The organism is Pseudomonas leptonychotis (assembly GCF_004920405.1).
Classification (GTDB): domain Bacteria; phylum Pseudomonadota; class Gammaproteobacteria; order Pseudomonadales; family Pseudomonadaceae; genus Aquipseudomonas; species Aquipseudomonas leptonychotis.
Genome location: NZ_RFLV01000002.1, coordinates 685179 through 708863, shown reverse-complemented (window position 1 = coordinate 708863; position 23685 = coordinate 685179). Strand labels below are relative to the sequence as shown.

The 23685-nt window shown below is 60.0% G+C and carries 21 protein-coding genes; 5 read left to right on the top strand and 16 right to left on the bottom strand.

The features are described from left to right. Positions 1–126 precede the first annotated feature (126 nt). A complete protein-coding gene (locus D8779_RS13945) occupies positions 127–636 on the top strand; it encodes a hypothetical protein (protein ID WP_240789735.1) in 510 nt (169 codons plus the stop codon). A gap of 32 nt (positions 637–668) precedes the next feature. Here the strand turns inward: D8779_RS13945 and D8779_RS13940 are convergent, their stop codons facing one another. Further along, positions 669–2495, bottom strand: a complete 1827-nt coding sequence (locus D8779_RS13940; RefSeq protein WP_136665071.1) for a long-chain-acyl-CoA synthetase — start codon at positions 2493–2495, stop codon at positions 669–671. 196 nt (positions 2496–2691) lie between these two features. On the opposite strand from D8779_RS13940, the gene D8779_RS13935 reads away from it, so the two are divergent. Next, a complete protein-coding gene (locus D8779_RS13935) occupies positions 2692–3075 on the top strand; it encodes a VOC family protein (protein ID WP_136665070.1) in 384 nt (127 codons plus the stop codon). Positions 3076–3124: 49 nt separating this feature from the next. Here the strand turns inward: D8779_RS13935 and D8779_RS13930 are convergent, their stop codons facing one another. The 7 genes from D8779_RS13930 to D8779_RS13900 all read right to left on the bottom strand — a co-directional run bounded on the left by D8779_RS13930 (position 3125) and on the right by D8779_RS13900 (position 12780). After that, positions 3125–3943, bottom strand: coding sequence for an SDR family oxidoreductase (locus D8779_RS13930; protein ID WP_136665069.1), 819 nt, complete (start codon positions 3941–3943; stop codon positions 3125–3127). Between the two features lie 112 nt (positions 3944–4055). Then, positions 4056–6044, bottom strand: a complete 1989-nt coding sequence (locus D8779_RS13925) for an acetyl/propionyl/methylcrotonyl-CoA carboxylase subunit alpha (RefSeq protein WP_136665068.1) — start codon at positions 6042–6044, stop codon at positions 4056–4058. 161 nt (positions 6045–6205) lie between these two features. Further along, a complete protein-coding gene (locus D8779_RS13920; RefSeq protein WP_136665067.1) occupies positions 6206–7006 on the bottom strand; it encodes an enoyl-CoA hydratase/isomerase family protein in 801 nt (266 codons plus the stop codon). A gap of 217 nt (positions 7007–7223) precedes the next feature. Continuing rightward, a complete protein-coding gene (atuD, locus tag D8779_RS13915; RefSeq protein ID WP_136665066.1) occupies positions 7224–8384 on the bottom strand; it encodes a citronellyl-CoA dehydrogenase in 1161 nt (386 codons plus the stop codon). 18 nt (positions 8385–8402) lie between these two features. Then, positions 8403–10019: a geranyl-CoA carboxylase subunit beta gene (atuC, locus tag D8779_RS13910; protein WP_136665065.1), complete on the bottom strand. Its 1617-nt coding sequence runs from the start codon at positions 10017–10019 to the stop codon at positions 8403–8405. Between the two features lie 7 nt (positions 10020–10026). Next, on the bottom strand, positions 10027–10896 hold the full coding sequence (locus D8779_RS13905) for an SDR family oxidoreductase (RefSeq protein WP_136665064.1): 870 nt from the start codon (positions 10894–10896) through the stop codon (positions 10027–10029). A 90-nt stretch (positions 10897–10986) separates the two neighbouring features. Continuing rightward, on the bottom strand, positions 10987–12780 hold the full coding sequence (locus D8779_RS13900) for an acyclic terpene utilization AtuA family protein (RefSeq protein ID WP_136665063.1): 1794 nt from the start codon (positions 12778–12780) through the stop codon (positions 10987–10989). Positions 12781–13022: 242 nt separating this feature from the next. On the opposite strand from D8779_RS13900, the gene D8779_RS13895 reads away from it, so the two are divergent. From D8779_RS13895 to D8779_RS13885, 3 genes are all read left to right on the top strand, one after another. Further along, complete coding sequence (locus tag D8779_RS13895) at positions 13023–13646, top strand: TetR/AcrR family transcriptional regulator (protein ID WP_205895821.1); 624 nt, start codon at positions 13023–13025, stop codon at positions 13644–13646. Positions 13647–13792: 146 nt separating this feature from the next. Then, positions 13793–14542 carry a substrate-binding periplasmic protein gene (locus D8779_RS13890; RefSeq protein WP_136665169.1) on the top strand — a complete coding sequence of 250 codons (750 nt, stop codon included), beginning with the start codon at positions 13793–13795 and terminating at the stop codon, positions 14540–14542. A gap of 110 nt (positions 14543–14652) precedes the next feature. Beyond that, positions 14653–15435 (top strand): substrate-binding periplasmic protein, encoded by a 783-nt coding sequence (locus tag D8779_RS13885; RefSeq protein ID WP_136665168.1) that lies wholly within the window; start codon positions 14653–14655, stop codon positions 15433–15435. On the opposite strand, the gene D8779_RS13880 is transcribed toward D8779_RS13885, so the two are convergent. From D8779_RS13880 to D8779_RS13845, 8 genes are all read right to left on the bottom strand, one after another. Then, positions 15386–16144, bottom strand: coding sequence for a CPBP family intramembrane glutamic endopeptidase (locus D8779_RS13880; RefSeq protein WP_136665062.1), 759 nt, complete (start codon positions 16142–16144; stop codon positions 15386–15388). The genes D8779_RS13885 and D8779_RS13880 overlap by 50 nt on opposite strands. Before the next feature lie 22 nt (positions 16145–16166). After that, positions 16167–16334: a DUF2897 family protein gene (locus D8779_RS13875; protein WP_136665061.1), complete on the bottom strand. Its 168-nt coding sequence runs from the start codon at positions 16332–16334 to the stop codon at positions 16167–16169. 75 nt (positions 16335–16409) lie between these two features. Beyond that, complete coding sequence (locus D8779_RS13870; protein ID WP_136665060.1) at positions 16410–17756, bottom strand: class II 3-deoxy-7-phosphoheptulonate synthase; 1347 nt, start codon at positions 17754–17756, stop codon at positions 16410–16412. A gap of 100 nt (positions 17757–17856) precedes the next feature. Beyond that, positions 17857–19611 (bottom strand): N-acyl-D-amino-acid deacylase family protein, encoded by a 1755-nt coding sequence (locus tag D8779_RS13865; RefSeq protein ID WP_136665059.1) that lies wholly within the window; start codon positions 19609–19611, stop codon positions 17857–17859. Positions 19612–19758: 147 nt separating this feature from the next. After that, positions 19759–20493: a sulfite exporter TauE/SafE family protein gene (locus D8779_RS13860; RefSeq protein ID WP_136665058.1), complete on the bottom strand. Its 735-nt coding sequence runs from the start codon at positions 20491–20493 to the stop codon at positions 19759–19761. Continuing rightward, entirely contained in the window at positions 20493–21275 is a 783-nt protein-coding gene (locus D8779_RS13855; RefSeq protein WP_136665057.1) for an SDR family NAD(P)-dependent oxidoreductase, read from the bottom strand. The genes D8779_RS13860 and D8779_RS13855 overlap by 1 nt, the downstream gene beginning before the upstream one ends. Then, positions 21275–22201, bottom strand: a complete 927-nt coding sequence (locus D8779_RS13850) for a bile acid:sodium symporter family protein (protein WP_136665056.1) — start codon at positions 22199–22201, stop codon at positions 21275–21277. Before D8779_RS13850 ends, D8779_RS13855 begins: the two co-directional genes overlap by 1 nt. Next, entirely contained in the window at positions 22201–23547 is a 1347-nt protein-coding gene (locus D8779_RS13845) for a flavin-containing monooxygenase (protein WP_136665055.1), read from the bottom strand. Before D8779_RS13845 ends, D8779_RS13850 begins: the two co-directional genes overlap by 1 nt. Between the last annotated feature and the right edge of the window lie 138 nt (positions 23548–23685).

The following is a 23685-nucleotide window of genomic DNA, read 5'->3' as shown; positions in this document are numbered from 1 at the left end:
TGCCGTATCGGCAACCCAGGTAGTTTCTCAACAGCCTGCTAGAGCGCTGCCTGTTACGTGCCGTGCCGATTGTATGCTTGCCAGAGTGTGGGGCAGGGGCCAGCATAGCGGCTTATGTCACTGCCTTTGTACCTGCCCATGCTGCCTATCCGAAGCCTCATGCTGCTGTTGACTGTCTTATCACTGGCGGCCTGTGAGCAAAGCTCCAGCCCTCCTGCGAAAGCCAAAGTTGAAACCACCAAAGTACAACCGGCGCCCGCCGTGGTTACCAGCAAGCCAGCGAAGACCGAGCCCGCGCCCGTTGTAAAAAAAACGCCCCAGCCCAGCGCTCCTGTAACCAAACCGGCGGCAGTAGCTCCAGCTAAGCCGAAACCTGCTGTGGTTATACCCAAGCCTGAGCCCACCGAGCCGACAGCGCCGCTGGACCTGAGCCTGCATACCAATGTGTTTGATCCCCTACAGCCGGTTGCACCGCTTAGCGACCTGTCGATCCCGATACTGCCGCCTATGTTTGGTGACAAGGATAAGACAGAGGGCCCCTTTCAACTCAATGGCAAGCTGATCACCAACGAGCGCGACGATGACTACTGGCAGTCGGTTGAAGGCGCGCAGTTGCAATTCGAGTTTAAGCAGTAGCAGGCAAGCCTTCGCCGGACTGCTACTTGCAGTCAGAAGCGATACGCCTGTTGGCCGATGGCGGTGAACAGGGTGTGATCCAGTGGCGTGAAGTGTGGCTCGCCAGGCAGGCGTACCCATAACGCTTCGCGCACGGTGGCGGGGTTGTAAGCGGCTTGTTTGAGGTCAGCCTTCTTGTATTTGAAGGTGCCGGTGGTTTGCACCTCGCCCAGCAAACGGATAAACAGCGGCGCGGCGTACACCGGTAATTCGGCATCCAGATGTGCTGCCAGCGCATTACCATCCAATCTCTGACCCTCGCTCAAACGCAATGCGGCCATGCCGCAGCGGCCATTGGTGCCGGGTATTTCCACGCCATACACCACCGCATCTTCGACGCCGGGAAAGGCGCCCAGCACGTTTTCTACTTCGGTGGTGGAGACGTTCTCGCCTTTCCAGCGGAAGGTGTCACCTAAGCGGTCGACGAATTGCGCATGTTTGCAACCGATGTCGCGCATCAGGTCGCCGGTGTTGAACCAGGCATCACCTTTCTTGAACACATTGCGCAGGATTGCCGCTTCGCTCTTGGCCGGATCGGTGTAGCCGTCGAACGGCCACTTGGCGCTTATTTCACTGATCAGTAGGCCAGGCTCACCCTTGTCGGCTTTCTGCAGAAAGCCCTTGACGGTGCGGATGGCGCAATCGTTCTCCAGGTCATAGCGCACGATGGCGTAGGTGGCCGGAGAGAAACCCACGGTATTGTCGAAATTGAATACGTTGGTAAAGCCGATATTGCCTTCGCTGGAGGCATAGAATTCGGTGATTTGCTCGACCCCAAAGCGTGCTTTGAACTCGGCCCAGATCGAGGGGCGCAAACCATTGCCGATCATGCAGCGCAGGCTGTTGTTCTTCTCTGCGGCGCATTCGGGCTGATTAAGCAGGTAGCGGCACAGCTCGCCGATATAGCCGAAGCAGGTCGCTTGATAGCGCTGCACATCCGGCCAGAAGGCGCTGGCGGAGAATTTGCGACGCAGGGCGATGGCTGCGCCGCCGGCCAACGCGGCGCTCCAGCACACGGTCACGGCGTTGTTGTGGTAGCAAGGCAGGGTCAGGTAAAGCACGTCCTGATTGTTCAGGGTCAAGCCGGAATGGCCGAAGCCACCGTACGCCTTGATCCACTTGCCGTGGCTCATGATTGAGGCCTTGGGCAGGCCGGTGGTGCCGGAGGTGTAGATCAGAAAGCAGGGGTCTTTCATCCGTACCTTGGCGCTGTCGGGCAGGTTGTCACTGGCTTGGCTGCGCGCCAATTGCATCAGGTTCGTCCAGCCATCGGGGGCTTGGCCGGCGTCGTTTAAGCAGTCTTGATCAGCAATCCAATAGCGCGGGGCTTGTGGGTTGTTCAGCTGCTCGGCAATCTCGGTAAAAGCCTCAAGCAATTCCGCGCCGATCAGCATAAATCCCGGGTTTACCAGATTCAGACTGTGGGCCAGGACCTTGCCGCGCTGGGTGGTGTTGACCAGCGCGCCGACCGCTCCGAGCTTGCTCAGCGCGGCGAGGCTTGCCAGCAGTTCTAAACGGTTTTCCAGCATCACCGCCACTACGCTGCCGTGCTGCACGCCCTCGGCTTTGAAGGCCCACGCCAGACGATTAGCCCAGGCGTTGAACTGGGTGTAGTTGAGGCTGCGCGACTCATCCAGCAGCGCCGGTCGCTGAGGGTTGAGTCGTGCCGCGCGCTCCAACGCCCAGGCCAGTGACAGGCTCTTTTCGCGGTTTCGAATCCCCGCGTAATACAGGCCGCGCAGCAGACGCGGTACGCGTGGCAGATGCTGGGGAAGATGGGTAAGAAAACGCAGCGGGGAAATCAGATCGGTCTGGCTCATGGCGCTCGTGCTTAGGGTTGTTATGCGAGGGCGAGGCTCAACTCTAGTTGCCCGCTTGCATGCTTGCCATGGCTCTGGCGCAAGGCTGACAGGGCAGATCGGCAAATAGCGGCGCATCTGTGTATTGCCAGCAGGCTTGGGGCTGTGGCATTAGTCCGAGAGGCTGGCGCGATGGCGCGCAGAACCAGGAGGGGCGATGAACCTGAACCAAGTCACCGTGGCGGTCACCGATGTGCCGCGCGCTATTCGTTTCTATCAGGGTCTGGGCCTGCAACTGATTGTCGAAAGCCTGCCGGACTATGCACGCTTCTGCTGCCCGGATGGGCAGGCGAGCTTTTCCCTGAGCCGAGTGGCGCAGGTGCCGGCTAGCCAGACGTTGATCTATTTCGAGTGCGCCGAACTGGATCAGACCGTCGCCCGTCTGCAGAACCAGGGCGTCGAGTTCAGCATGTTGCCAACCGATCAGCCTTGGCTGTGGCGTGAGGCCTATTTAGAGGACCCCGATGGCAATCCGCTGTGTCTGTATCACGCCGGCGAAAATCGCTTGAGCCCGCCCTGGCGGCTCAGCCAGGACGCCTAATCCGCCACGCCACCCTACTCAGTGAGAGCAGGGTGGCGTGGCCTTCTACTCAGTCGACAAACAGGTCGGTCATCAGCTTGCTGGCCGGGTCGTAACGGTATTGTTCGAAATCGCTTTGACCCTGTTCCCGCAGAATTTCTTCGTCGATCAGCAGGCGGCCGCTGATGCTGCGCTCGCGGCTTGAAAGGATGGCGTAAGCCGCGTCCGCCATGATTGCGGGTAGGCGCGCGGCTTTCATCACCGCCGGGCCGCCGGCTTCGAACTCGATGGCGGCGGTGGCGATGACGGTTTTTGGCCACAGCGAATTGACGCTAATGCCGTATTTTTTGAACTCCTCGTGCATGCCCAGGGTGAGCATGCTCATGCCGTATTTGGTGGTGGTGTAGGGCCCGTAATTGGCGAACCACTTGGGATCTAGGTTGATCGGCGGGCTGAGGCTGAGGATGTGGCCTTTGCTCTGCTTCAAATAGGGTAGCGCGGCCTGGCTGCACACCATTACCGCGCGGGTATTGATCTGAAACATCAGGTCATAGCGCTTGGGCGGCAGGTGCTCGACGCCCATCAGCTTGATTGCGCCGGCGTTATTGATCAGCGCGTCGATGCCGTCAAAGTGTTCGGCTGCCTGGGCCATGGCGGCTTTTACCGCCACTTCGTCACGCACATCCAATTGCAAGGCCAGGGCCTTACCGCCAGCAGCTTCAACTTCGGCGGCCACCGAATGGATGGTGCCGGGCAGCTTGGCATGGGCTTCGGCGCTTTTAGCCGCGATGACAATATTGGCGCCGTCGGCTGCTGCTTTGAGGGCTATTTCACGGCCGATGCCACGGCTGGCGCCGGAGATAAACAGGGTTTTGCCTAGCAGTGACATGGGGTTGCTCCGTGATTTGTTGTTATTCGGTAGATGCTTTTTTGTAGGGTGGGTTGAGCGTAGCGATACCCACCAATCATGAAATGCTCATGATTCTCTGTGGGAGGTGTATTCAACCCTCGCTGGCTTCGATTTCCACTAAGAGCTGGCGATTCTTCACCTGATCGCCGCGGCTTACGCCTATACGGCGTACCACACCGTCGATGCTGGCTTTGAGCGGGTGCTCCATCTTCATCGCCTCCAGTACCACCAGCAGTTGGCCTTTGCTGACGCTGCTGCCTTCCTCAACCAATACCTCGACAATCGCGCCATCCATCGGCGCCTTGACGCTGCCCGAGCCGGCGCCAGCCGCGCTGCTGACCGGTTGGTGGGTGATGTCGATGAGTTGCAGGTTACCGTTATGGCCATACAGCCAGAGGTTGTCGCCCTCCAGGTGGTAAGCCAAGCGCTGACGAATACCGTCCGCTTCCAGCGTGACCCAACGACTATCGCTGGCCAGCAGGGTGAGGCTGATCTGCTGTTCGCCGAGCGTGGCCAGCAGCTTGGGCTGCGTGCCATCACTCAGTACGTCCAGTGCTACGTTGAACGACTGCTCGCCGTGTTTCAGCACAAAGCGCCAGGGCGCACTGCCGGCGTTGCGCCAGCCAGCAAGGCCGCCTTGATGCGCGCGAGCATTGGCCGATTGCTGAAACAGCAAGGCGGCAGCGGCAGCCAGCTCGCAGGCTTTGGGCGGTTGCGGACTTAGGCTGGGGTCATCGGCAAAGTGTTCAGCGATAAACGCGGTGGTGGCGTTACCGGCAGCGAATTCGGGATGGCTGAGCAGGTTGGCGAGAAAACGCTGGTTGCCATTCACGCCGAGCAGCACGCAATCCTCCACCGCACGCACCAGCTTGCGCCGCGCTTCTTCGCGGGTGGCACCGTAGGCAATGACCTTGGCCAGCATCGGGTCGTAGAACGGACTGATGACCTGGCCTTCAACCAGACCGTGGTCGATGCGAATGCCGTCACGCAGCGCCGGTTCCCAGCGTAGCGCGGTGCCGGTCTGTGGCAGGAAGTTCTGCGTGGCGTCTTCGGCGTACAAACGCACTTCCATGGCGTGGCCAGTCAGGCGGATTTCGTCTTGCTTGAGCGGTAGCGGCTGACCTTCGGCAACACGAATCTGCCACGCCACCAAGTCTTGCCCAGTGATCAATTCGGTGACTGGGTGCTCGACCTGCAGGCGGGTGTTCATTTCCAGGAAGAAGAATTCGCCGCTCTGATCGAGCAAGAACTCCACGGTGCCGGCACCGACATAGTTAACCGATGCAGCGGCCTTAACGGCGGCCTCGCCCATGGCTTGGCGCAGTTCGGGCGTCATAACCGGGCAGGGCGCTTCTTCGACCACTTTCTGGTGGCGGCGCTGCACCGAGCAGTCGCGTTCACCCAGATACACGATGTTGCCCTGGCTATCGCCGAACACCTGGATTTCCACATGGCGCGGCTGGATCACCGCGCGTTCGAGAATCAGCTCGCCGGAACCAAAGGCGTTCTGCGCCTCGGAGCGTGCGGTGCGGATCTGCGCCAGCAACTCGGACGATTCATGCACCAAACGCATGCCACGACCACCGCCGCCGGCGCTGGCTTTGATCATCAGCGGATAACCGATGCGTTCAGCCTCGCGGGCGAGAATGTCGTCGTCTTGCGCCGCTCCTTCATAGCCAGGAATGCACGGCACGCCAGCTTCGAGCATGGCGATCTTCGACAGGCGTTTGCTGCCCATCAAGTGAATGGCTTCAACCGTCGGGCCAATAAACACGATGCCGGCAGCCTCGCAGGCGCGGGCAAAGTCGGCGTTTTCCGAGAGAAATCCGTAGCCGGGGTGAATGGCATCGGCGCCGGTTTTCTGCGCGGCTGCGATGATGTTGTCGATCACCAGGTACGACTGGTTGACCTGCGCCGGGCCAATACACACAGCCTCATCAGCTTGTTGCACATGCCGCGCGTCGGCGTCGGCCTCGGAATACAAGGCCACGGTGCGGTAGCCCAAATCTTGCGCGGTGCGCATCACTCGGCAGGCGATCTCGCCACGGTTGGCGATCAGAATCTTGTTAAAGGCGGGCATCTGGGTGCTCCTGCTGCTCGTGGCTCTTGGGCAATTTGATGGGTAGCGCTGCGCTTAACCCATCCTACGGTCTGTTCGTAAGCGTGGTGGTCAGGTTGTGTGGGAGGTGCTTTAGCCGCGAGTCAGCGATACCGGGCGCGGCTAAAGCACCTCCCACGGATTTATTCAGAGGCCCATTTCGGCGCGCGTTTCTGCACAAAGGCCATGGTGCCCTCGATACCTTCGGCGCCTGTAACGGCCGCTGCGAACTGTTCGGCGGCGCGGTCTAGCAGAGGGCCGAGCGCTTCGTTTTCGGCGGCGAGCAGCAGGGCCTTGGTTTGTGCGTTGGCCTGCGGCGCACAGCTACGCACCTGGCTTAGGCACTGTTGTAGGCGCGCTTCGATGGCGTCTGTACTGGCTTCGCTGAAGTGCACCAGGCCCAGGCGTTCGGCTTCGCTGCCGTTAAAGCGTGCGGCGGTCAGGGCCAGGCGACGGGTTTGGGTCAGGCCAATACGCTTAACCACAAAGGGCGCGATCTGCGCCGGCAAAATGCCCAAGGTGGTTTCCGGCAGGCCGAACTTGGCGTCCTGATGGCAGATGGCAACATCCGACACGCAGGCCAGGCCAAAGCCGCCACCGAGCACCGCGCCTTCCAGTACGGCAATCAGCACCTGTGGCGTGTTTTGCGCTTCTTCCAGCAGGCTGCCGAAGGCACGATTCAGGCTGCGGTAGGCGTCGCCCCCCTTGGCGCGTGCGCCGGCCATGTCCTTGATATCGCCGCCGGCGCAGAAATGCCCGCCGGCACCGCGCAGCACGATGGCGCGCACGCTGATGTCAGTACGCAGACTTTCCAGCACCGCGCGCAGCTCGCTGACCATGGTCAGGCTCATGGCGTTGCGGCTGTCCGGGCGGTTGAGGGTGACGTGCAGCACGCCGCCTTCAAGGTTTAGCAACAGGGTTTCGCAATCGGGTAGAGCAAGCATCCGGTAATCCTCGAACAGAGCGCAGGAACGTAGGATGGGTCGGGCCGCGCAGGTTGAGCGCAGCGATACCCATCGGATTGGTGGCGATGGGTATCGACGCTACGCGTCTCCTCCCACCCTACGGCTGTGCCGCGTTAGTTCGTAGGGTGGATCACGCGTTATCGATCCACCCTGACGGTGGACGTGAAAGCGACGTCCACCCTACTTGTGGTTGCTCTTAGCCTTTCTTCTTCCCCGGCAAAATGCCCATCAGCTTGCAGATAATGCCCAGCATGATTTCGTCGGCGCCGCCGCCAATCGATACCAGGCGCACGTCGCGATAGGCGCGGGCCACCGGGTTTTCCCACATGTAGCCCATGCCGCCCCAATACTGCAGGCAGCTGTCGGTGACTTCACGGCCCAGGCGGCCGGCCTTGAGTTTGGCCATCGAGGCCAGGTTGGTCACATCTTTGCCGCGTACATACTGCTCGGTGGCCTGATAAACCAGGGCACGCAGGCACTCGACCTCGGTTTGCAACTCGGCCATGCGGAAGTGGATGACCTGGTTGTCGATCAGCGGGTTGCCGAAGGTTTTGCGCTCCTTGCAGTAATCAATGGTGGCGTTGATGCAGTGTTCCAGGCCCTTGATCATGTTGGCCGCGCCAAACAGACGCTCTTCCTGGAATTGCAGCATCTGCATCATAAAACCCGCGCCTTCATGGCCGATGCGGTTGCGCTGCGGCACACGGACGTTGTCGAGGAACACCTGGGCGGTCTCCGAGCTGCGCATGCCGAGTTTATCCAGGTGTGGGCTGACGCTGATGCCTGGCGTATTCATCGGCACTACGATCAGCGATTTGTTGATATGCGGCTTGTCGTCGCTGGTGTTGGCCAGCAGGCACATAAAGTCGGCAGACGGCGAGTTGGTGATCCACATCTTGCTGCCGTTGATCACGTAGTCGTCGCCGTCTTTCTTGGCGTGGGTTTTCAGCCCGGCCACATCCGAGCCAGCGCCGACTTCGGACACGCCGATACAGCCGACCATCTCGCCGGTAATGGAGGGGCGCAGGAACTCTTCACGCAGCTCGTCGGAGCCAAAGCGCGCCAGGGCAGGGGTGCACATGTCGGTCTGCACACCGATGGACATAGGGATGCCGCCGCAGGCGATAGTGCCGAACTCTTCGGCGGCGACGATCGAGTAGCTGTAATCCAGGCCCATACCGCCGAACTTCTCCGGCTTGGAGATACCCAGCAAACCGAGGTCGCCGGCTTTCTTGAAGATCTCGTGGATCGGGAAGCGGCCGTCTTTTTCCCACTGCTCAACGTGTGGATTGATTTCTTTGTCGACGAAATTACGAACGGTACGGCGCAGCTCTTCGTGTTCTTGGGTAAAGATCATTGCTTATTCTCCGAAGGGTTACAGGCGGGCTACGCCGAAAGTGGTGGTTTTAAGCGGGCGAACAGCGGCTTCGGCACAGATATCCAGCAGGTAGCCGAGCAGTTTGCGCGTATCGCGCGGGTCGATCAGGCCGTCGTCCCACAGGCTGGCGGTGCCGTACAGCGCAGTAGACTGGCTGTCGAGCTTCTGCGCGGTAACGGTTTCTAGCATGTCGAGCATCTTCGGGTCGGCCTCTTTGCCTTCCTTGAGGTGTTTATCTTCGGTGACGATGCGCAGCACCTTGCCGGCTTGAGCGCCGCCCATGACCGCAGTTTTGCTGTTGGGCCAGGCGAAGATAAAGCGCGGGTCCAGGCCGCGGCCGCACATGGCGTAGTTGCCTGCACCGTAAGAGCCACCGACCACAATGGTCAGTTTTGGCACTGTGCAATTGGCCACTGCCTGGATCATCTTCGAGCCGTGCTTGATCACGCCCTGTTGTTCCGACTCGGTGCCAACCATAAAACCGGTGGTGTTATGGAAGAACAGAATCGGCGTGTTGCTCTGCTCACACAGCTGGATAAATTGCGCCGCCTTGGCCGCACCTTGCGGGGTGATCGGGCCGTTGTTGCCGATAAAGCCGCAGCTCTGGCCTTCGATCTGCAAGTGACCGCAAACGGTCTGGTTGTCGAATTCGTTCTTGAAATCGAGAAAGGCCGAGCCGTCGGCGATGCGGGCGATGATCTCGCGCACGTCATAGGGCTTCTTGGCATCCGCCGGGACCAGTCCGAGCAACTCCTCGACCGGGTACAGCGGCTCGCGGTAAGCCTTGGCCGGGCGGGCGGGCAGTTGAGCGTTCCACGGCAGCATGGCGACAATTTCCCGCGCCGTGCGCACGGCGTCGGCGTCGTTCTCGGCCAGGTATTCGGCGGTGCCGGCGACCTGCGCATGCATCTCGGCGCCGCCCAATTGCTCATCGGTGGCGATTTCGCCGGTGGCAGCCTTTAGCAGCGGTGGGCCGGCGAGGAACATTTTGGCCTTGCCGCGTACTACCACCACATAGTCCGACAGCCCCGGTTGGTAAGCCCCGCCAGCGGTGCTGGAACCGTGCACCACGGTGATCTGCGGCAGGCCCATGGCGGACATGCGCGCCTGGTTGGCAAAGCCGCGTGCGCCTTCGACGAAGATGTCGGCAGCGTAATTGAGGTTGGCGCCGCCGCTCTCGGCCAGGGTCACTACCGGCAATTTATTTTCGACGGCAATCTGCTGTAGGCGCAGGGTCTTTTTTAGTCCGGTGGGGGAGATGGTGCCGCCCTTGATCGCGCTGTTGCTGGCGGTGATCAGGCAGCGCACGCCGGCGATATAGCCGATGCCGGAGATGATGCCGCCACCGGCTTGGGTGCCGTCTTTGTCATCGTGCAGCTTGTAGCCGGCCAGTGACGACAGTTCGAGAAACGGCGCACCTGAGTCGAGCAGCAGATTGAGGCGTTCGCGCGGCAGCAACTGGCCGCGCTTGTCGAATTTCTCTTTGGCCGCAGCGGCCTTGTTCAGGCAGTTCTGCTCGATTTCGCGAAAGCTGGTTACGGCGGTGAGCATGGCCTCACGATTTTTCGCGAAGTCTTCGCCATGCACGTCGATTTCTGACTGGATAACCGGCATTAGGGGCTTACTCCTGATCTTTCAGTACATCGGGCATGTAAGCCCGGTGAAAGCCGTTATAGGTTTCGCTGTTTTTCGCCTTGCCCAGGGTCCAGGCACGGGTGCCTTGGCTGGCGGCGCCGTCGATGCGGATGGTGTTGCCGCTGATAAAATTCGCCCCTGGCGTAAGCAGGAAGACGATGGCGGATGCCACCTCCGATTCGCTGCCAATGCGCTGCAACGGCACGTGATCCTTGAGTGAGCGGATCATGGTTTTCATCGACTCGGGGTAGGTATCCATGCCGCTGGAGGCGATCCAGCCAGGTGCCACGGCATTCACCCGCACGCCGGCGTGGCCCCATTCGTAGGCGGCGGTTTTGGTGAAGTTCTCCATGCCAGCGCGCGCTGCGCCCGAGTGGCCCATGCCCGGCATGCCGCCCCACATGTCGGCGAGCATGTTGACGATGCTGCCGCCGTGTTTGCTCATGCTCTGCAGGAACACTTCCTTGGCAATCAGAAAGCCGCCGACTAGGTTGGTGCGTACTACGGTCTCGAAGCCTTTCTGGTTGATGCCGATCAATGGGGCGGGGAATTGGCCGCCGGCGTTATTGACCAGGTGATGAATCTGCCCGCGCTCGGCGACCACGGCTTTGACCATGGCCTTGACCGCCTCTTCGTCACGGATATCGCAGACCTGATAACTGACGCAGCCGCCGTCCTCGATGATTTCACCGCAGGTGGCTTCAAGCTTTTCCAGCTTGCGCCCGACCAGCACCACATGAGCGCCCAAGTGAGCCAGCTCATGGGCGGTGCAACGGCCGATACCGCTGCCGCCACCGGTGACCATGATGGTCTGGCCGCTAAACAGGCCGGGTTTAAAGACTGAGTCGTATGTCATTGTTGTTGTCCTTTTCAGTCTGCGTGGGAGCGGCTTTAGCCGCGATGGGGCAAAGCAAGAGCATCGCGGCTAAAGCCGCTCCCACATAATTTATTCGGCTAAAGCCAGCGCTAGCGCCTTGGGTACTGGAATCGGAAACTCCAGCAACTGTTGGGCAAAGGCCTTGCCTTGCGGATCGATGCGTAAGGAGGCAATGCCGCCGCCGCCCAGGGCGTTTTCCAGCAAGAAGTTCAGGCTATGGCTGGCGGGCAAGTACCAGCGCGTGACCTTGCCGCTTTGCGGGTCTAGTACGTGCTGCATCCATTCGGCCACGGCTGCCTCGCTCAATGCAGCGGCGATCCAAGCCAAGTACTCGGGCTTTCTGGCCATGACGCCGATATTGCTGTGGTTGCCTTTGTCGCCGGAGCGCGCCACGGCCAGTTTGATCAGCGGCACTGTGGTGTCGGCCTCACCGCTCGGCAGTGGCGCGGCAACGTCAGCCGCTATCTGCGCGCTATCCAATACGGCGAGCTGCGGCAGGCTCACGGGCGTGCGTTCACCGTTCAGTTCTACTTCTAGAGCGCAGTCGGTCTTGTCAGTGAGGAAGCTGAACAGGCGAATCACTGGGTAAACAGTAGGGCGACCACCAACAATGCCGGTCAAGCCCGGTGCCATACCCGTGGCAGCCTGAGCGATTTCGCGGGAGAACAGCACCAACGCTTCTCTCTTGGCGTGGCGCACGGCGATTTTGATCACGATTTCGCGGCTGTCGGTACGCTGGCCGCGTGGACCGTAGGTGGCTTCGGAACCCAGCAGCTCGATGCTCACTTCTTTGTACGGCCCCCAGCCGCGCTCGGCGAACAGCTCTTCGGTCTTGTTGATGATCGCCTGGCTGACCCGTTCAGCTTTTTTCACCGCATCGATGCCGGCCATCAGGCAGCTGGCGGTACAACGGAAGCCATCGGGATGGGTCGCGCTGACTTTGTATTGAGCGGTCGGCGGCAGACCGCGCGCGCCTTTTAGCTCAACCCGGTTCGGGCCCACCTGGTTCAACTCGACCTCGGTGAAATCGCAGACCACATCGGGCAGGTAATAGGCCCGCGGGTCGCCGATCTCATAGAGCATTTGCTCGCCCACGGTAAACGTCGTGATCAGGCCGCCGCTGCCTTCTGGTTTACTGACGACAAAGCTGCCATCGGCCGCCACTTCCACCACCGGGAAACCGATGTGCTCGTAGTCCGGTACGCTCTCCCAGTCGGTGAAATTGCCGCCGCTGCACTGCGCGCCGCATTCGATAATGTGTCCTGCTAGTGCCGCCTGCGCGAGCTTGTCAAAGTCGTTCCAAGCCCAGTTGAATTCATGCACCAAGGCGGCGCTGACCACCGCGCTGTCGACCACGCGGCCGGTAATTACAATGTCCGCACCGAGTTTCAAGGCTTCGACTATGCCGGGTGCACCCAGGTAGGCGTTGACCGATACGCAGAAGGGCGGCAATGCAGCACCGTTAAACATTTCCACGGTGCCAGCCTTGGCCAGTTCGCCGAGCTTGGGTTGCAGGTTGTCGCCATGCAGCACGGCAATCTTTAGCTCGACCCCGGCCTGCGCGCAAGCTGCAGCCAAAGCGGCGGCGCAGGCACTGGGGTTAACCCCGCCGGCGTTGCTGATCACGCGGATGTTCTTGGCTGCGATGTCTTTCAACAATGGCGCCAGGGTTTCAACGAAGTCGGTGGCGTAACCGGCGTCCGGTTTCTTCATGCGCGCGCCGGCCATGATCGACATGGTCACTTCGGCCAGGTAATCGAATACCAAGTAATCCAGTTCGGTGCCCCGAACAAGCTGGGCGGCAGCTGTGCTGGTGTCGCCCCAGAAAGCGGAGGCGCAGCCGATGCGTACGGTGTTAGTCATTGGAATAAGTCCGCGGCACATGAATAAGATGAATCGAAGGCTACCAAGCAAGCGCTTGGTTGAAAAGCCCTTAAGTGCATTTATCTAACCTAAAGTGTGGCCGAGCGCTTGCTTGGTAGGCCTGCGCAGCATAAATTTCACTAATAACGACAAGCACTTGGGTATATCTGCTGAGAATGAGCGTGCAATTGCAGGCTGGCGGGTTGGCTTGAGGCATACAAAAGAGTTGGAGAGTATTTAGCGTGGATGATCAACAAGCTCAGGCGGTGATGCGCGATCTGGTGGCCAGCGGGCAGATCACCGACCCAGACAGCGCGCGCGGCAAGCTGCTGCAAACCGCCGCGCACCTGTTTCGCAGCAAGGGCTATGAGCGCACCACGGTGCGCGACCTGGCCAGCGCGGTGGGTATTCAGTCGGGTAGCATCTTTCATCACTTCAAGAGCAAGGATGAAATCTTGCGCTCAGTGATGGAGGAAACCATCCGCTACAACATTGCTTTGATGCAGGCGTCTTTAGCTGAGAGCAACGATTTACGCGAACGCGTGCTGGCGCTGATTCGCTGTGAGTTGCAATCGATCATGGGGGGCACTGGCGAGGCGATGGCCGTGCTGGTGTATGAGTGGCGTTCGCTGTCAGAGGAGGGCCAAGCCTTTATTCTCGAGCTGCGCGACAGCTACGAACAACTCTGGCTTGAGGTGCTGGGTGAGGCAGGAGCGGCCGGCTATTTTAAGGCGGACCCATTTATCTTACGCCGCTTGCTTACCGGGGCATTGAGTTGGACCACAACCTGGTTTCGCCCGGACGGGTTGATGAGCCTCGACCAGTTAGCCGAAGAGGCGTTATCGCTGGTTATCAAGGATGTTTGAGCAAACTGAGCTACGCTAAGCTGGCATATTGATAGTATTTTGGCGTCAATGGATTTTGAGCGTTTTCAGGTCAAGGACGAAGTTGCTGCGTTTGTTGTGAGGTCTACTGCTTGGCCACGTTGTTCAGAGGTTTCCTGCTCGGTTTGATGCTTTCGGTTGCCTGCGTTGTGCAGGCTGCGCAAGAGGTGCGAGTGGGTGCTTATCATTTTCCGCCGTACGTGATTAAGCCGGAAAGTGAGCGCGTCAGCGGCCTTTTGCCCGAGTTGTTGCAGGCGCTCAATCAATCACAAAGCGATTACCGTTTTACCCTCGTTGCCACGTCTACCATGCGCCGTTACCGCGACATGCAAAGCGGTCGTTTTGATCTGATGTTTTTTGAGTCACCGGCCTGGGGCTGGCAGGGCATTGCGCATACGGCTTTGAACCTGCATATCGAAGATGCCGAAGTCTATGTTGCGCGTTTACAGCCGGGTCGCGACGAGCGCTATTTCGATGAATTCAAAGGTAAGCGCATGGCCCTCTATAGTGGTTATCACTATGGATTTGCCGGGTTCAACTCGGACAAACAGTTCCTGACGGACACCTTCAGTGCCGTGCTGACCTATTCCCATGACAGCAATCTGGTCATGCTGCTACGGGGTCGAGCGGATGTGGCGGTGGTTACGCGTTCTTACCTGCAGGCCTACCTGCAGCGTTACCCGGAGCAAAGCAGCGCCTTGTTGGTTTCTCAGCGTGTCGATCAGGTTTATCAGCATCAGGCGCTGTTCCGGCCAGAGTCGGTATTGCAGCCGGAGACCTTGGCAGGCCTGCTCAAACAATTTAATCGTGACAAGCAGCTGGATGAGCTGCTTGCCCACTATTACCTGCGCGACGCGTCAGTGCTGATAAATGACTGAAAATGCTCTGTTCGGTCAGATTTGCCTGGGGTAGTCTGCTGTTACTCGAAAAATAGGGAAGTTGTAGTCAAATGCGGCTCTTCAGGCATGGGGTAAGTAAATTTTTCGGCATGGGGTTGGCGTTGCTGCTGGCCGGATCGGTTATGGCTGCGCAGGACGTGCGCGTGGCGGCTGTGTATTTCCCACCCTACGTGTTCAAGGCTGAGCAGAGCCAAGCCACGGGTTTGCTTGATGAACTGGTTGCGGCGTTGAATCAGGCCCAAACGGACTACCGTTTCGTTATGGTGCCAACCTCAGTAAAGCGCCGTTTTCGTGACCTCGAGCAGCAGCGTATCGACCTGGCGATTTTCGAGAACCCCGGTTGGGGTTGGCAGGAAACTCCGCATGTTGCTCTGGATATGGGCCTGGAAGACTCAGAGGTATTTGTCGCTCGCGCTGAGCCGGGCCGCGACCAAGGTTATTTCGACTCGTTTAACGATAAACGTTTGGCGCTGTATCACGGTTATCACTACGCCTTTGCCGATTTCAACGCCGAACCCGAGTACCTGGCCAAAACCTTCAACGCCACCTTGACCCACTCCCACGAAAGCAACTTGCTGATGGTGCTGCGTGAGCGCGCGGAAATTGCCTTGGTGACGCGCTCTTATATTGGCGACTTCCTTGAGCGCAATCGGGAATATGCGGGGCAGTTGCTGATTTCCGAGCGTACCGATCAGCGCTACCGTCACCACGTGTTGCTACGTCCGCAAGCGCCGATCACGCCTGAGCAATTTATGGCGATCTATGAAACGTTGCGCGATAACGGTCAGTTGGAGAAGATTTTCAGTCGCTATCAGGTTGCCGTCATGCCACGCGTAGCGGATAGCTCAATAGCAGCAGGTGCAGCAGATTGACTGCGCCATGCAGCGCAATCGCCAGGCTGATACGACCGCTGTAATGAAAGATCAGCCCATAACCCAGGCCAGCGATACCTGCGACCACAGCAAACAACGGACTGAACGGCAGATGCACGGCGGCGAATAGCAGCGTCGTCAGGCCAATCCCCGCCCAGGCGCCGAGCCAGCTGACCAAACGCGTTTGCAGTAAGCCGCGAAACAACAGTTCCTCGGCCAGCACCGTAACCCCAAGGTTGACCGCCAACCATAGCCACAGGTCTTGTGGCCACTTCGGTTGCCAGCTAACGAGCTCCAGCGCCAATGCGAGCAGCGGTACAACGAGCAACGTCAGTGCCGCTGTCAGCCATACACGGGTCGAGAATGCTTTGTTTGGCTGTTTCTGCCCCAGCCACCAGGCTAGCAGGGTGCTGCCAACCAGCAGCTTGTCCCAGGAAAGTCGCAGAGTATAAGGCGCGGCATCAGCACTGAGCAGGCGTGCTGGCCATAGAACGGTGGCGCTAAAGCCCGGCGCAAGGTGAGCCGCCAGGGCAATACACGCGAGCAGGCTTAGAATCGTCCATAGCGCGTTGGGTAAGCGCTGCTCGGCAAACAGCAGCAGGCTCGCCAGCATGGCACCGGCGGCCAAGGCCACAGGCTGGACATGGCCCAAAGCAAAGCCCACTGCCAGACATAACGCAGGCAACAACAGGCCTAAATGCAGCGGCATGGCACATCCTTGTCGTGCGCAGTTAGTCTTCGCGAATGTCCTTGGCTTCCTGCTCTCGTTCGCGCTGGTGAATCTTGGTCAGCTGTTCTTCGCTCAACGGCAGCGGTTTGGCGGTGCGCAAGAGCACCATCAGGCCGCCAACAATAGAGCCCAACACCACAAGCATCAGTAGCCAGATATACCAGGTCATGGGGAGTTCCTCGTGTGGGGAGCCCTAACCATAACCTGTCGGCGGCTGGTCTGTCAGATCAGCCGCCGACAATGGTTAGCGACGTACCTGCTTGAGCGTTTCGGCGATCAGGAAGGCCAGCTCCAGCGACTGGTCGGCGTTCATCCGTGGGTCGCAGTGGGTGTGGTAGCGATCCGACAGGCCGGCCTCGGTGATCGGCCGTGCGCCGCCGATGCATTCGGTGACGTTCTGCCCGGTCATTTCGATATGGATGCCACCGGCGTAAGTGCCTTCGGCCTGGTGCACGGCGAAGAACTGTTTCACCTCATTGAGAATCTGCGCAAAGTCGCGGGTTTTGTAGCCGCTGCTGGCCTTGATGGTATTGCCGTGCATCGGGTCGCTACTCCACAGCACCTGGCGGCCTTCGCGCTGCACGGTCTGGATCAGGCGCGGCAGGCCGGCTTCGACCTTGTCGGCGCCCATACGCACGATCAGGTTGAGGCGGCCGGGATCGTTGTCCGGGTTAAGGATATCGATCAGGCGGATCAGGTCTTCGCTGTCCATGCTCGGGCCGACTTTCACCCCGATCGGGTTGCCGACGCCGCGCAGGAACTCAACGTGTGCACCATCCAGCTGACGGGTGCGGTCGCCGATCCAGAGCATATGCGCCGAGCAGTCGTAGAAGCCGCCGGTGAGGCTGTCCTTGCGCACAAAAGCTTGCTCGTAATTGAGCAGCAGCGCTTCGTGGGCGGTGAAGAAGCTGGTTTCGCGCACTTGCGTGGCGCCATCCATGCCGCAGGCACGCATAAACGCCAGGGTTTCGTCGATGCGACCAGCCAGTGCGTTGTACTTCTCGCCCAGATCCGAATTGGCGATAAAGTCGAGGTTCCACTGGTGCACTTGATGCAGGTCGGCAAAGCCGCCCTGGGCAAAGGCACGCAGCAAATTCAGCGAAGCGGTGGACTGGTGGTAGGCCTGGAGCAGACGCTCCGGGTCCGGCACGCGGCTTTTTTCGTCGAAGCCGATGCCATTGACGATGTCACCGCGGTAAGCCGGCAGGGTCACGCCGTCGATGGTTTCATCGTTGGCGGAGCGCGGCTTGGCGAACTGGCCGGCCATACGCCCGACTTTGACCACCGGGCAACCGGCGGCGAAGGTCATCACAATCGCCATCTGCAGCAGCACCTTGAAGGTGTCGCGAATTTTCAGGGTGGAGAATTCGGCAAAGCTCTCGGCGCAATCGCCGCCCTGTAGCAGAAATGCGCGACCCTGGGTCACCTCAGCAAACTGGCGACGCAGTTCGCGGGCCTCACCGGCAAATACCAACGGCGGATAACTGGCGAGCTTTTGCTCAACGGCCAGCAGGTGCGCGGCATTCGGGTACTGCGGTTGTTGCTGGATCGGCTTGGCTCTCCAGCTTTCAGGGCTCCAGGGTTGCGACATTGTGGCTCTCGGCTTTAGTCAATTCAGGCGGACCGGCATGGTAACCGATACGCCTCGCCCAGTAAGCCGATAGGCGCAATAGAGCGTTTGTATCGCCTGGTTAGCGCGGCAGCACATCGCGGCCTGGCAGGAATCGGCCGAAGCCTTGCTGCTGACCCAGCTCAGTCGGGTATTCCAGGCTGCGCTGATAGGCGATGCGGCCATTGATCAGGGTCGCGTCCACAGCGTCATCGTTGCGTTTGACCACGCGCTCCAGCCCCAGCACTTCCATCGGCGCTTCATGGATCTTGTCCAGCTCATCGGTCAGCCCGGCGGGGTTAATGATGGCCACATCAGCGCGGTCGCCGACGCGGATATAGCCGGCATCTACGCCGATAAAGTCAGCCAACTCACCGCTCAGGCGATGGATTGCGCGGCCGGTGTCCATAAACGGCGTGCCGGCCAGTTCGGCGTCGCGCACGTATTTGAGAAAACGCAGCGGGAAGTTGTACTGGGCAATGGAGCGCAGGTGCGCGCCGGAGTCGGCAAAGCCCGGCTGAGTCCAGGGGCTGGCCAGCAAGGCGTGCATCACCGGCAGGCGTTGGTTGCCGTAGCAGGTGGTCCACTTCAGCGCTTCGCGGTACTGGCAGGCCAGTTCGAAATAGGCGTCTACCGGATCCAGACCACGGGTTTCACCGAGCTGTTTGAAGTTTTTCCCAACCAGGCTGGCGTCCGGGCATTCGGTGACCCAGCAATCGGAAAAGTCGCGGTGCCACAGGCCCTTGGTCAATACGGCTTTGACCTGTTTCTTGAACAGCGCGCGGAACTCGGGTTCCAGTACCTTGGCGTAGAGTTCGTCGGGGTCTTTGATGTTGCGCAGAATCTCGCCAGCGCCAAACTCCTCGAAGGCGTTCACGTTAAGCCCTTCCAAGCGCAGGGTGAACGGTGCCGGCAGGGTTTGCCAGCGGAAGTGACCACGCAGCACTTTATTCGCCAGCCAGCCGGAAAAACGGGTGAAACGGTGCAGCAACGGCTGCGACTTGAGGTCCAGCGCAGTGAGCATCGAGCATTTCAGCGGCTTACGGAACCAGCCGTGGGCCTGATAGAGGAAGGCGAACACGTTGACCTTGGTCACCGCATTCGGCGCGCCCTGCATCACCGCGCCGCGACGACGGAGGATGGCGAACAGGCGGGAGAACTCCTTCCAGCTGGCAAAGGTCGACGGCAGTGGGCTGGACCAAGCGCGGTCACCATCCATCTTGTCCAGGCGCGTGGTCATTACCGAGAGGCCGATGCAACCGGCGTCCAGGGCTTCTTCAAGCAATTGCTCCATGCGCTGCAGCTCTGCCTCGCTCGGGGTTATCTCTGCGGTGGCGCGCTCAAGGCCCATCACCGCCACGCGTAATTCGGAGTGGCCGAGAAACGAGCTGACATTCGGTCCCAGGGCGTGCTGGTCGTAGAAGGCACGGTAACCGGCGGCGTCGCGCCAGGTCTTCTTCTCTTGCAGGATCGGCAGCACGTATTCACGTGGCACGGCTTCGACGCGGGTGAACAGGTCCGAGCAGTCCTGGGCATCGGCCAGCACCATGCTGATCGAGCAGGAACCGATGGTTACGCTGGTGACGCCGTGGCGCACGGATTCTTTCAGCGCCGGCGCGGCGATTACTTCGGCGTCATAGTGCGAGTGAATCTCCAGAAACCCTGGGGTGACCCATTTACCTACGGCGTCGAGCACTTCCGGGCAGCCGTTTTCATCCAGCGGGCTGAAACTGAGCACATCAATGTGGCCATCTTTTATTCCGACATGGCGCAGTTGTCCGGGCTGGTCACTGCCGTCGAAGTACAGGCCGTTTTTGATGATGATGTCATAGCTCATAGCAGACTCCAGGCGCTGCAGGCTGTTGAAAAACTACCTGCGTTGCCATCACGGCGTTAAAAACAGGCTCAAAGTGCTCATTTACAGCTTGTAAACTCCGCCTTTTCGCCTGCTTTTGCCTTGCGCTGGCTGCCTCGCCAACGCTTTTCAACGGCCTGCTACCAGCAGCAGGCAGCCGGTGACCAGCAGCAACAGGTAAATGGCGATGCGGAAGTGTTGCTCGTTAAAGCGCTGATGCAGGCGCTCACCCAGCCATACGCCGACTAACAGCAGCGGCGCGTAGCTCGCCACTTGCGGTAGGGCAGGGAGTAGGCGGCCATCAAACAGAAAGGCGATGGTCAGCAGGCTGTTGAGGGTGAACCAGACAGTGACCAAGGTGGCGCGTAGGCGCGCTTTATCCAGCGCCGTACCTGCCAAGGCGAACACCAGCAGGGGGCCGCCGGAGGCGAACAGGCCGTGGCTGATGCCGGCGCACAGGCTAATCAATCGGCTTAGCCACAGCGGGCGCAAATGGGCGGCGCTGTTGTGGCGCAGGCGCCACAACTCGTGGGCGGCGAACCACAGCACCAGTACGCCGAACAGGCGCTTGGCCAAGGCCGCATCCAGATAGGGCAGCAGCGCATAGCCGAGCAAGGTGCCGAGCACCATGCCGGGCAGGATCATGCCCAGCAGCAGGCGTTGGTCGATCATCTTGCGATGGCGCCAGGCCAGATAGCCGGTCATGCAGATGTTCAGCGGCACCAGAATCGGCAGCAACACTTCAATCGGCAGCAGCAGTGCGCCCAGTGACAAGGCGATGACGATACTGCCGAAGCCGGTGATGGCTTCCAGGGTGTAGGCCAGGAGGATAAAGCAGCCGAGGGCCAGCCAGATGATGTCCATCAATCCATCTCCGCGGCAAAGCGCGCGCTCATCTTGCGATAGTAAAAACTCGGCGCAATCCGCCAGAGCAAACTGGCCAGCCAGCTGCTGCGGTCCGGGAATAAGCGCTGCAGGCCTTGCTGCTGGGCCTGGATGATTTGCACGGCCATCCAGTCTGCGCCGCGAATAGTGCCGATGGTGGAACGGCCGTGTTTGGCGCGCTGGCCATCCGCACCCAAGGCGTTGAGGTCGATGGGTGTGTCGAGAAAGCTGGGGTAAACCAGCAGCATGCGAATGCCATCGCGGACCACTTCGGCGCGCAGCACTTCAAAGAACTGACTCAAGGCGCTTTTCGCCGCGCAATAACCGGCACGGCCCAGCACCGGCATCCAACCGGCCATGGAACCGATGGCTATGATCTGCCCACGGCTCTTACGCAGCAGTGGCAGGGCGCTGAGGGTTAGCTCTACCGGGGCTTGGTAGTCCACCGCCATGACCTTGCGAAATACCGCCGGGTCGGTTTGTGTGGTGGGCGAGCGATGGGTGATGCCAGCGTTGTTGATCAGTATGTCGAGGCCGCCGAAACGCTCAGCGCAGGCCTGCAGCAACTGCTGGTGCAGCGCCGGGTCGGTAATGTCGCCGGCCAGTCCCAGTGCATGCTCAGCGCCCAGTTCGGCAACGCGGGTGGCCAGGCCTTCGGCGTTGATGTCGGTGAGCAGCAGGTTGCAGCCGTGGGTGTGATAAGCGCGCGCAAGCTCCCAGCCGAGGCCGCTGGCGGCCCCGGTAATCAAGACGGTGTGCATTATTTTTCTCCGAGAGGCGCCAGGGGTAGCGGGTCTTCTGCCAGCGGTCGACGTGACCAATAGGTGGCCAGTGCCATCCCTGACACCAAATGCCAGGTACCCCAGAACGCAGCGATCAGCAGCATGCCGGTCACTTGCGGGAAGAAGGTGAAGATGATCACTAAGCCTAGGGCTGAATTCTGGATGCCCACCTCCAGGGTAATCGCGCGGCGTTCGGCGTCCGGTAGACCGCTCAATCGCGCACTGAGGTAACCGATGCTCAGCGCCAGGGTGTTATGGGCGACCACCAACCAGAAGAACAGGTGGAAATGATTAAGGAACTGATCGAAGTTCTTGCCGAAGGCGAGGGCGACGAAGCCCAGCATCACCGTCAGGGCGAAGACCCGCAGGGGCTTTTCCACTTTGCGTGACAAGCCGGGGAAACGTCGGCCGATAAACATGCCCAAGGCCAGCGGCACGCCGAGTACCAGAATCACCATGAGCAGCAGGCTTAGTGGGTCCATGGCGATTTCGGTCAGCAGCGGTCGCGTATACGGGTTCAGCCAGGCGTACAGGCCGAAGTTGAGCGGGGTCAGTACGCTGGCCGCGACACTGGACACGGCTGTCATGCTCACGGATACGGCGACGCTGCCGCGCGCCATCCAGGTCATGATGTTGGAGAAGCTACCGCCCGGGCAGGCCGCGATCAGGGTCATGCCCAGAGCCAGCTGCGGCTCGATGCGCAGCGCCCAGCAGGCCAGGCAGGTGAGTGCCGGCAATAACAGGAATTGAGCGATCAGGCCGATCACCGGGGCTTTAGGGGCGCGCAGGACGCGTTTGAAGTCTTCGCCACGCAGGTCAAGGGAAACGCCGAACATCATTATCGCGACGATAATATTGATCAGCACCAGGCTGCTGGGATCGAATTGGATATGCACCGCTTCCATCAAAGAGTTCCTGCTGTGTGCGCTTGAGTGTTGCTGGCCGCAGGTTGCTTAGGTAAACCGTCGCGTAGGGCTGTGCTGTGCTGCGCGATGCTCTGACGATAGCTGTCTTTGTGCACGTAGTAGGCCATGCGCTCCAGTTGCAGGTACCGGTAGCCGCCGTCCAGGCGAGTGCTTGCTCGCTCACGCTTGATCTTTTGTAGCTCCTTGGCGGCGGCCGTGCCGGCTTGCAGGCTCTTGATATACAGCGCCACCAGCTCGGCTTGTTCGTCGCGGCCCTGCCAGCCGAGGCCCGAGGCTTCAACCATGCCCAGCATAAACAGGTCGTCGTATTCGGGGTGGAAGACGTTGAGGTACAGCTGCGGCGCGCCGGCGTTGCTTGGCCAGTTGAGGTGCGATCGGTCGATAAAGGGGTAGTCGAGTTTGTAGCCGGTACCTTGCAGAATCAGGTCGTATTCGGCTTGCTCGCCATCGCTGAAGGTGACGAGCTTGCCTTCCACCTTGGCGATATCTCGGCGCGGCTTGATGTCGCCGTGGCCGAGGTAATGCAGTACCAGCGAGTTCATCACCGGATGCGACTCATAGAGTTTGTAATCGGGGTCTGGCAGGCCATATTGCGAGGGCTTGCCGACCAATGCGCGTACCAGCAGACCATCGAAAAACTGCTTGAGCGGGCGTGGCAATTTGACTGCACCGCCTAGGGTGTCGGTTGGCCGGCCCAGGGTGAACTTGGGTAGGAAGTAGTAGCCGCGGCGTACCGAGATATCCACTGAGGTCGCACGATGCACGGCGTCCACGGCAATATCGCAGGCCGAGTTGCCACAGCCGATCACCAGCACGCGCTTGCCGTCGAACACCGCCGCCGAGCGGTAGTCGCTGGAGTGCATCCGCTCGCCGCTGAACTCGCCCGGCAGCGCTGGCTGGTTGGGGGTGTGCAGGGTGCCATTAGCCATCAGCACGCCGTCGACCAGCCATTCGCGCTGCACGCCATCGTGTTCGCTGATCAGCTTCCAGCCTTTCTCCAGGCGCTGCACCTCTATGACTCGAGTGCTGAATTGATAGTACGCATACAGACCGAAGTGCTCGGCGTAGTCGCGGAAATAACGGCGCATCTCACTGTGATGCGGGTAAGGCGCAACCTCGTCGCGCATCGGAAATTCAGTGAACTGGGTGGTGCCCTTGGAAGAAATCAGATGCGCCGAGTCGTACATGGTGCTGTGCGGATTATCGATGTCCCACAAACCGCCTACATCCGCGTGCAGTTCGAAGCCGACAAAGTCGATGCCGTGCTTGTGCAGTTGACGTGCTGTACACAGCCCCATGGGGCCGGCACCGATAATGGCGTACATGGCAAACCTCGATATTTGTTTTTATTGTTGTAGCCGCATAACGACGAACTCGACGTTCTCGACTGCGGTAAATTATCGCGTGACCAGGGGTGGGTGCCTCAATGACAATTAGCGCCTTTCCTCTGGCCGAAGTGGTCG

Coding starts and splice junctions, on each gene's coding strand:
- D8779_RS13940 (WP_136665071.1), bottom strand. CDS start 2,495: ATGAGCCAGACCGATCTGATTTCCCCGCTGCGTTTTCTTACCCATCTT.
- D8779_RS13935 (WP_136665070.1), top strand. CDS start 2,692: ATGAACCTGAACCAAGTCACCGTGGCGGTCACCGATGTGCCGCGCGCT.
- D8779_RS13930 (WP_136665069.1), bottom strand. CDS start 3,943: ATGTCACTGCTAGGCAAAACCCTGTTTATCTCCGGCGCCAGCCGTGGC.
- D8779_RS13925 (WP_136665068.1), bottom strand. CDS start 6,044: ATGCCCGCCTTTAACAAGATTCTGATCGCCAACCGTGGCGAGATCGCC.
- D8779_RS13920 (WP_136665067.1), bottom strand. CDS start 7,006: ATGCTTGCTCTACCCGATTGCGAAACCCTGTTGCTAAACCTTGAAGGC.
- atuD (WP_136665066.1), bottom strand. CDS start 8,384: ATGATCTTTACCCAAGAACACGAAGAGCTGCGCCGTACCGTTCGTAAT.
- atuC (WP_136665065.1), bottom strand. CDS start 10,019: ATGCCGGTTATCCAGTCAGAAATCGACGTGCATGGCGAAGACTTCGCG.
- D8779_RS13905 (WP_136665064.1), bottom strand. CDS start 10,896: ATGACATACGACTCAGTCTTTAAACCCGGCCTGTTTAGCGGCCAGACC.
- D8779_RS13900 (WP_136665063.1), bottom strand. CDS start 12,780: ATGACTAACACCGTACGCATCGGCTGCGCCTCCGCTTTCTGGGGCGAC.
- D8779_RS13890 (WP_136665169.1), top strand. CDS start 13,793: ATGCTTTCGGTTGCCTGCGTTGTGCAGGCTGCGCAAGAGGTGCGAGTG.
- D8779_RS13885 (WP_136665168.1), top strand. CDS start 14,653: ATGGGGTTGGCGTTGCTGCTGGCCGGATCGGTTATGGCTGCGCAGGAC.
- D8779_RS13880 (WP_136665062.1), bottom strand. CDS start 16,144: ATGCCGCTGCATTTAGGCCTGTTGTTGCCTGCGTTATGTCTGGCAGTG.
- D8779_RS13875 (WP_136665061.1), bottom strand. CDS start 16,334: ATGACCTGGTATATCTGGCTACTGATGCTTGTGGTGTTGGGCTCTATT.
- D8779_RS13870 (WP_136665060.1), bottom strand. CDS start 17,756: ATGTCGCAACCCTGGAGCCCTGAAAGCTGGAGAGCCAAGCCGATCCAG.
- D8779_RS13865 (WP_136665059.1), bottom strand. CDS start 19,611: ATGAGCTATGACATCATCATCAAAAACGGCCTGTACTTCGACGGCAGT.
- D8779_RS13860 (WP_136665058.1), bottom strand. CDS start 20,493: ATGGACATCATCTGGCTGGCCCTCGGCTGCTTTATCCTCCTGGCCTAC.
- D8779_RS13855 (WP_136665057.1), bottom strand. CDS start 21,275: ATGCACACCGTCTTGATTACCGGGGCCGCCAGCGGCCTCGGCTGGGAG.
- D8779_RS13850 (WP_136665056.1), bottom strand. CDS start 22,201: ATGGAAGCGGTGCATATCCAATTCGATCCCAGCAGCCTGGTGCTGATC.
- D8779_RS13845 (WP_136665055.1), bottom strand. CDS start 23,547: ATGTACGCCATTATCGGTGCCGGCCCCATGGGGCTGTGTACAGCACGT.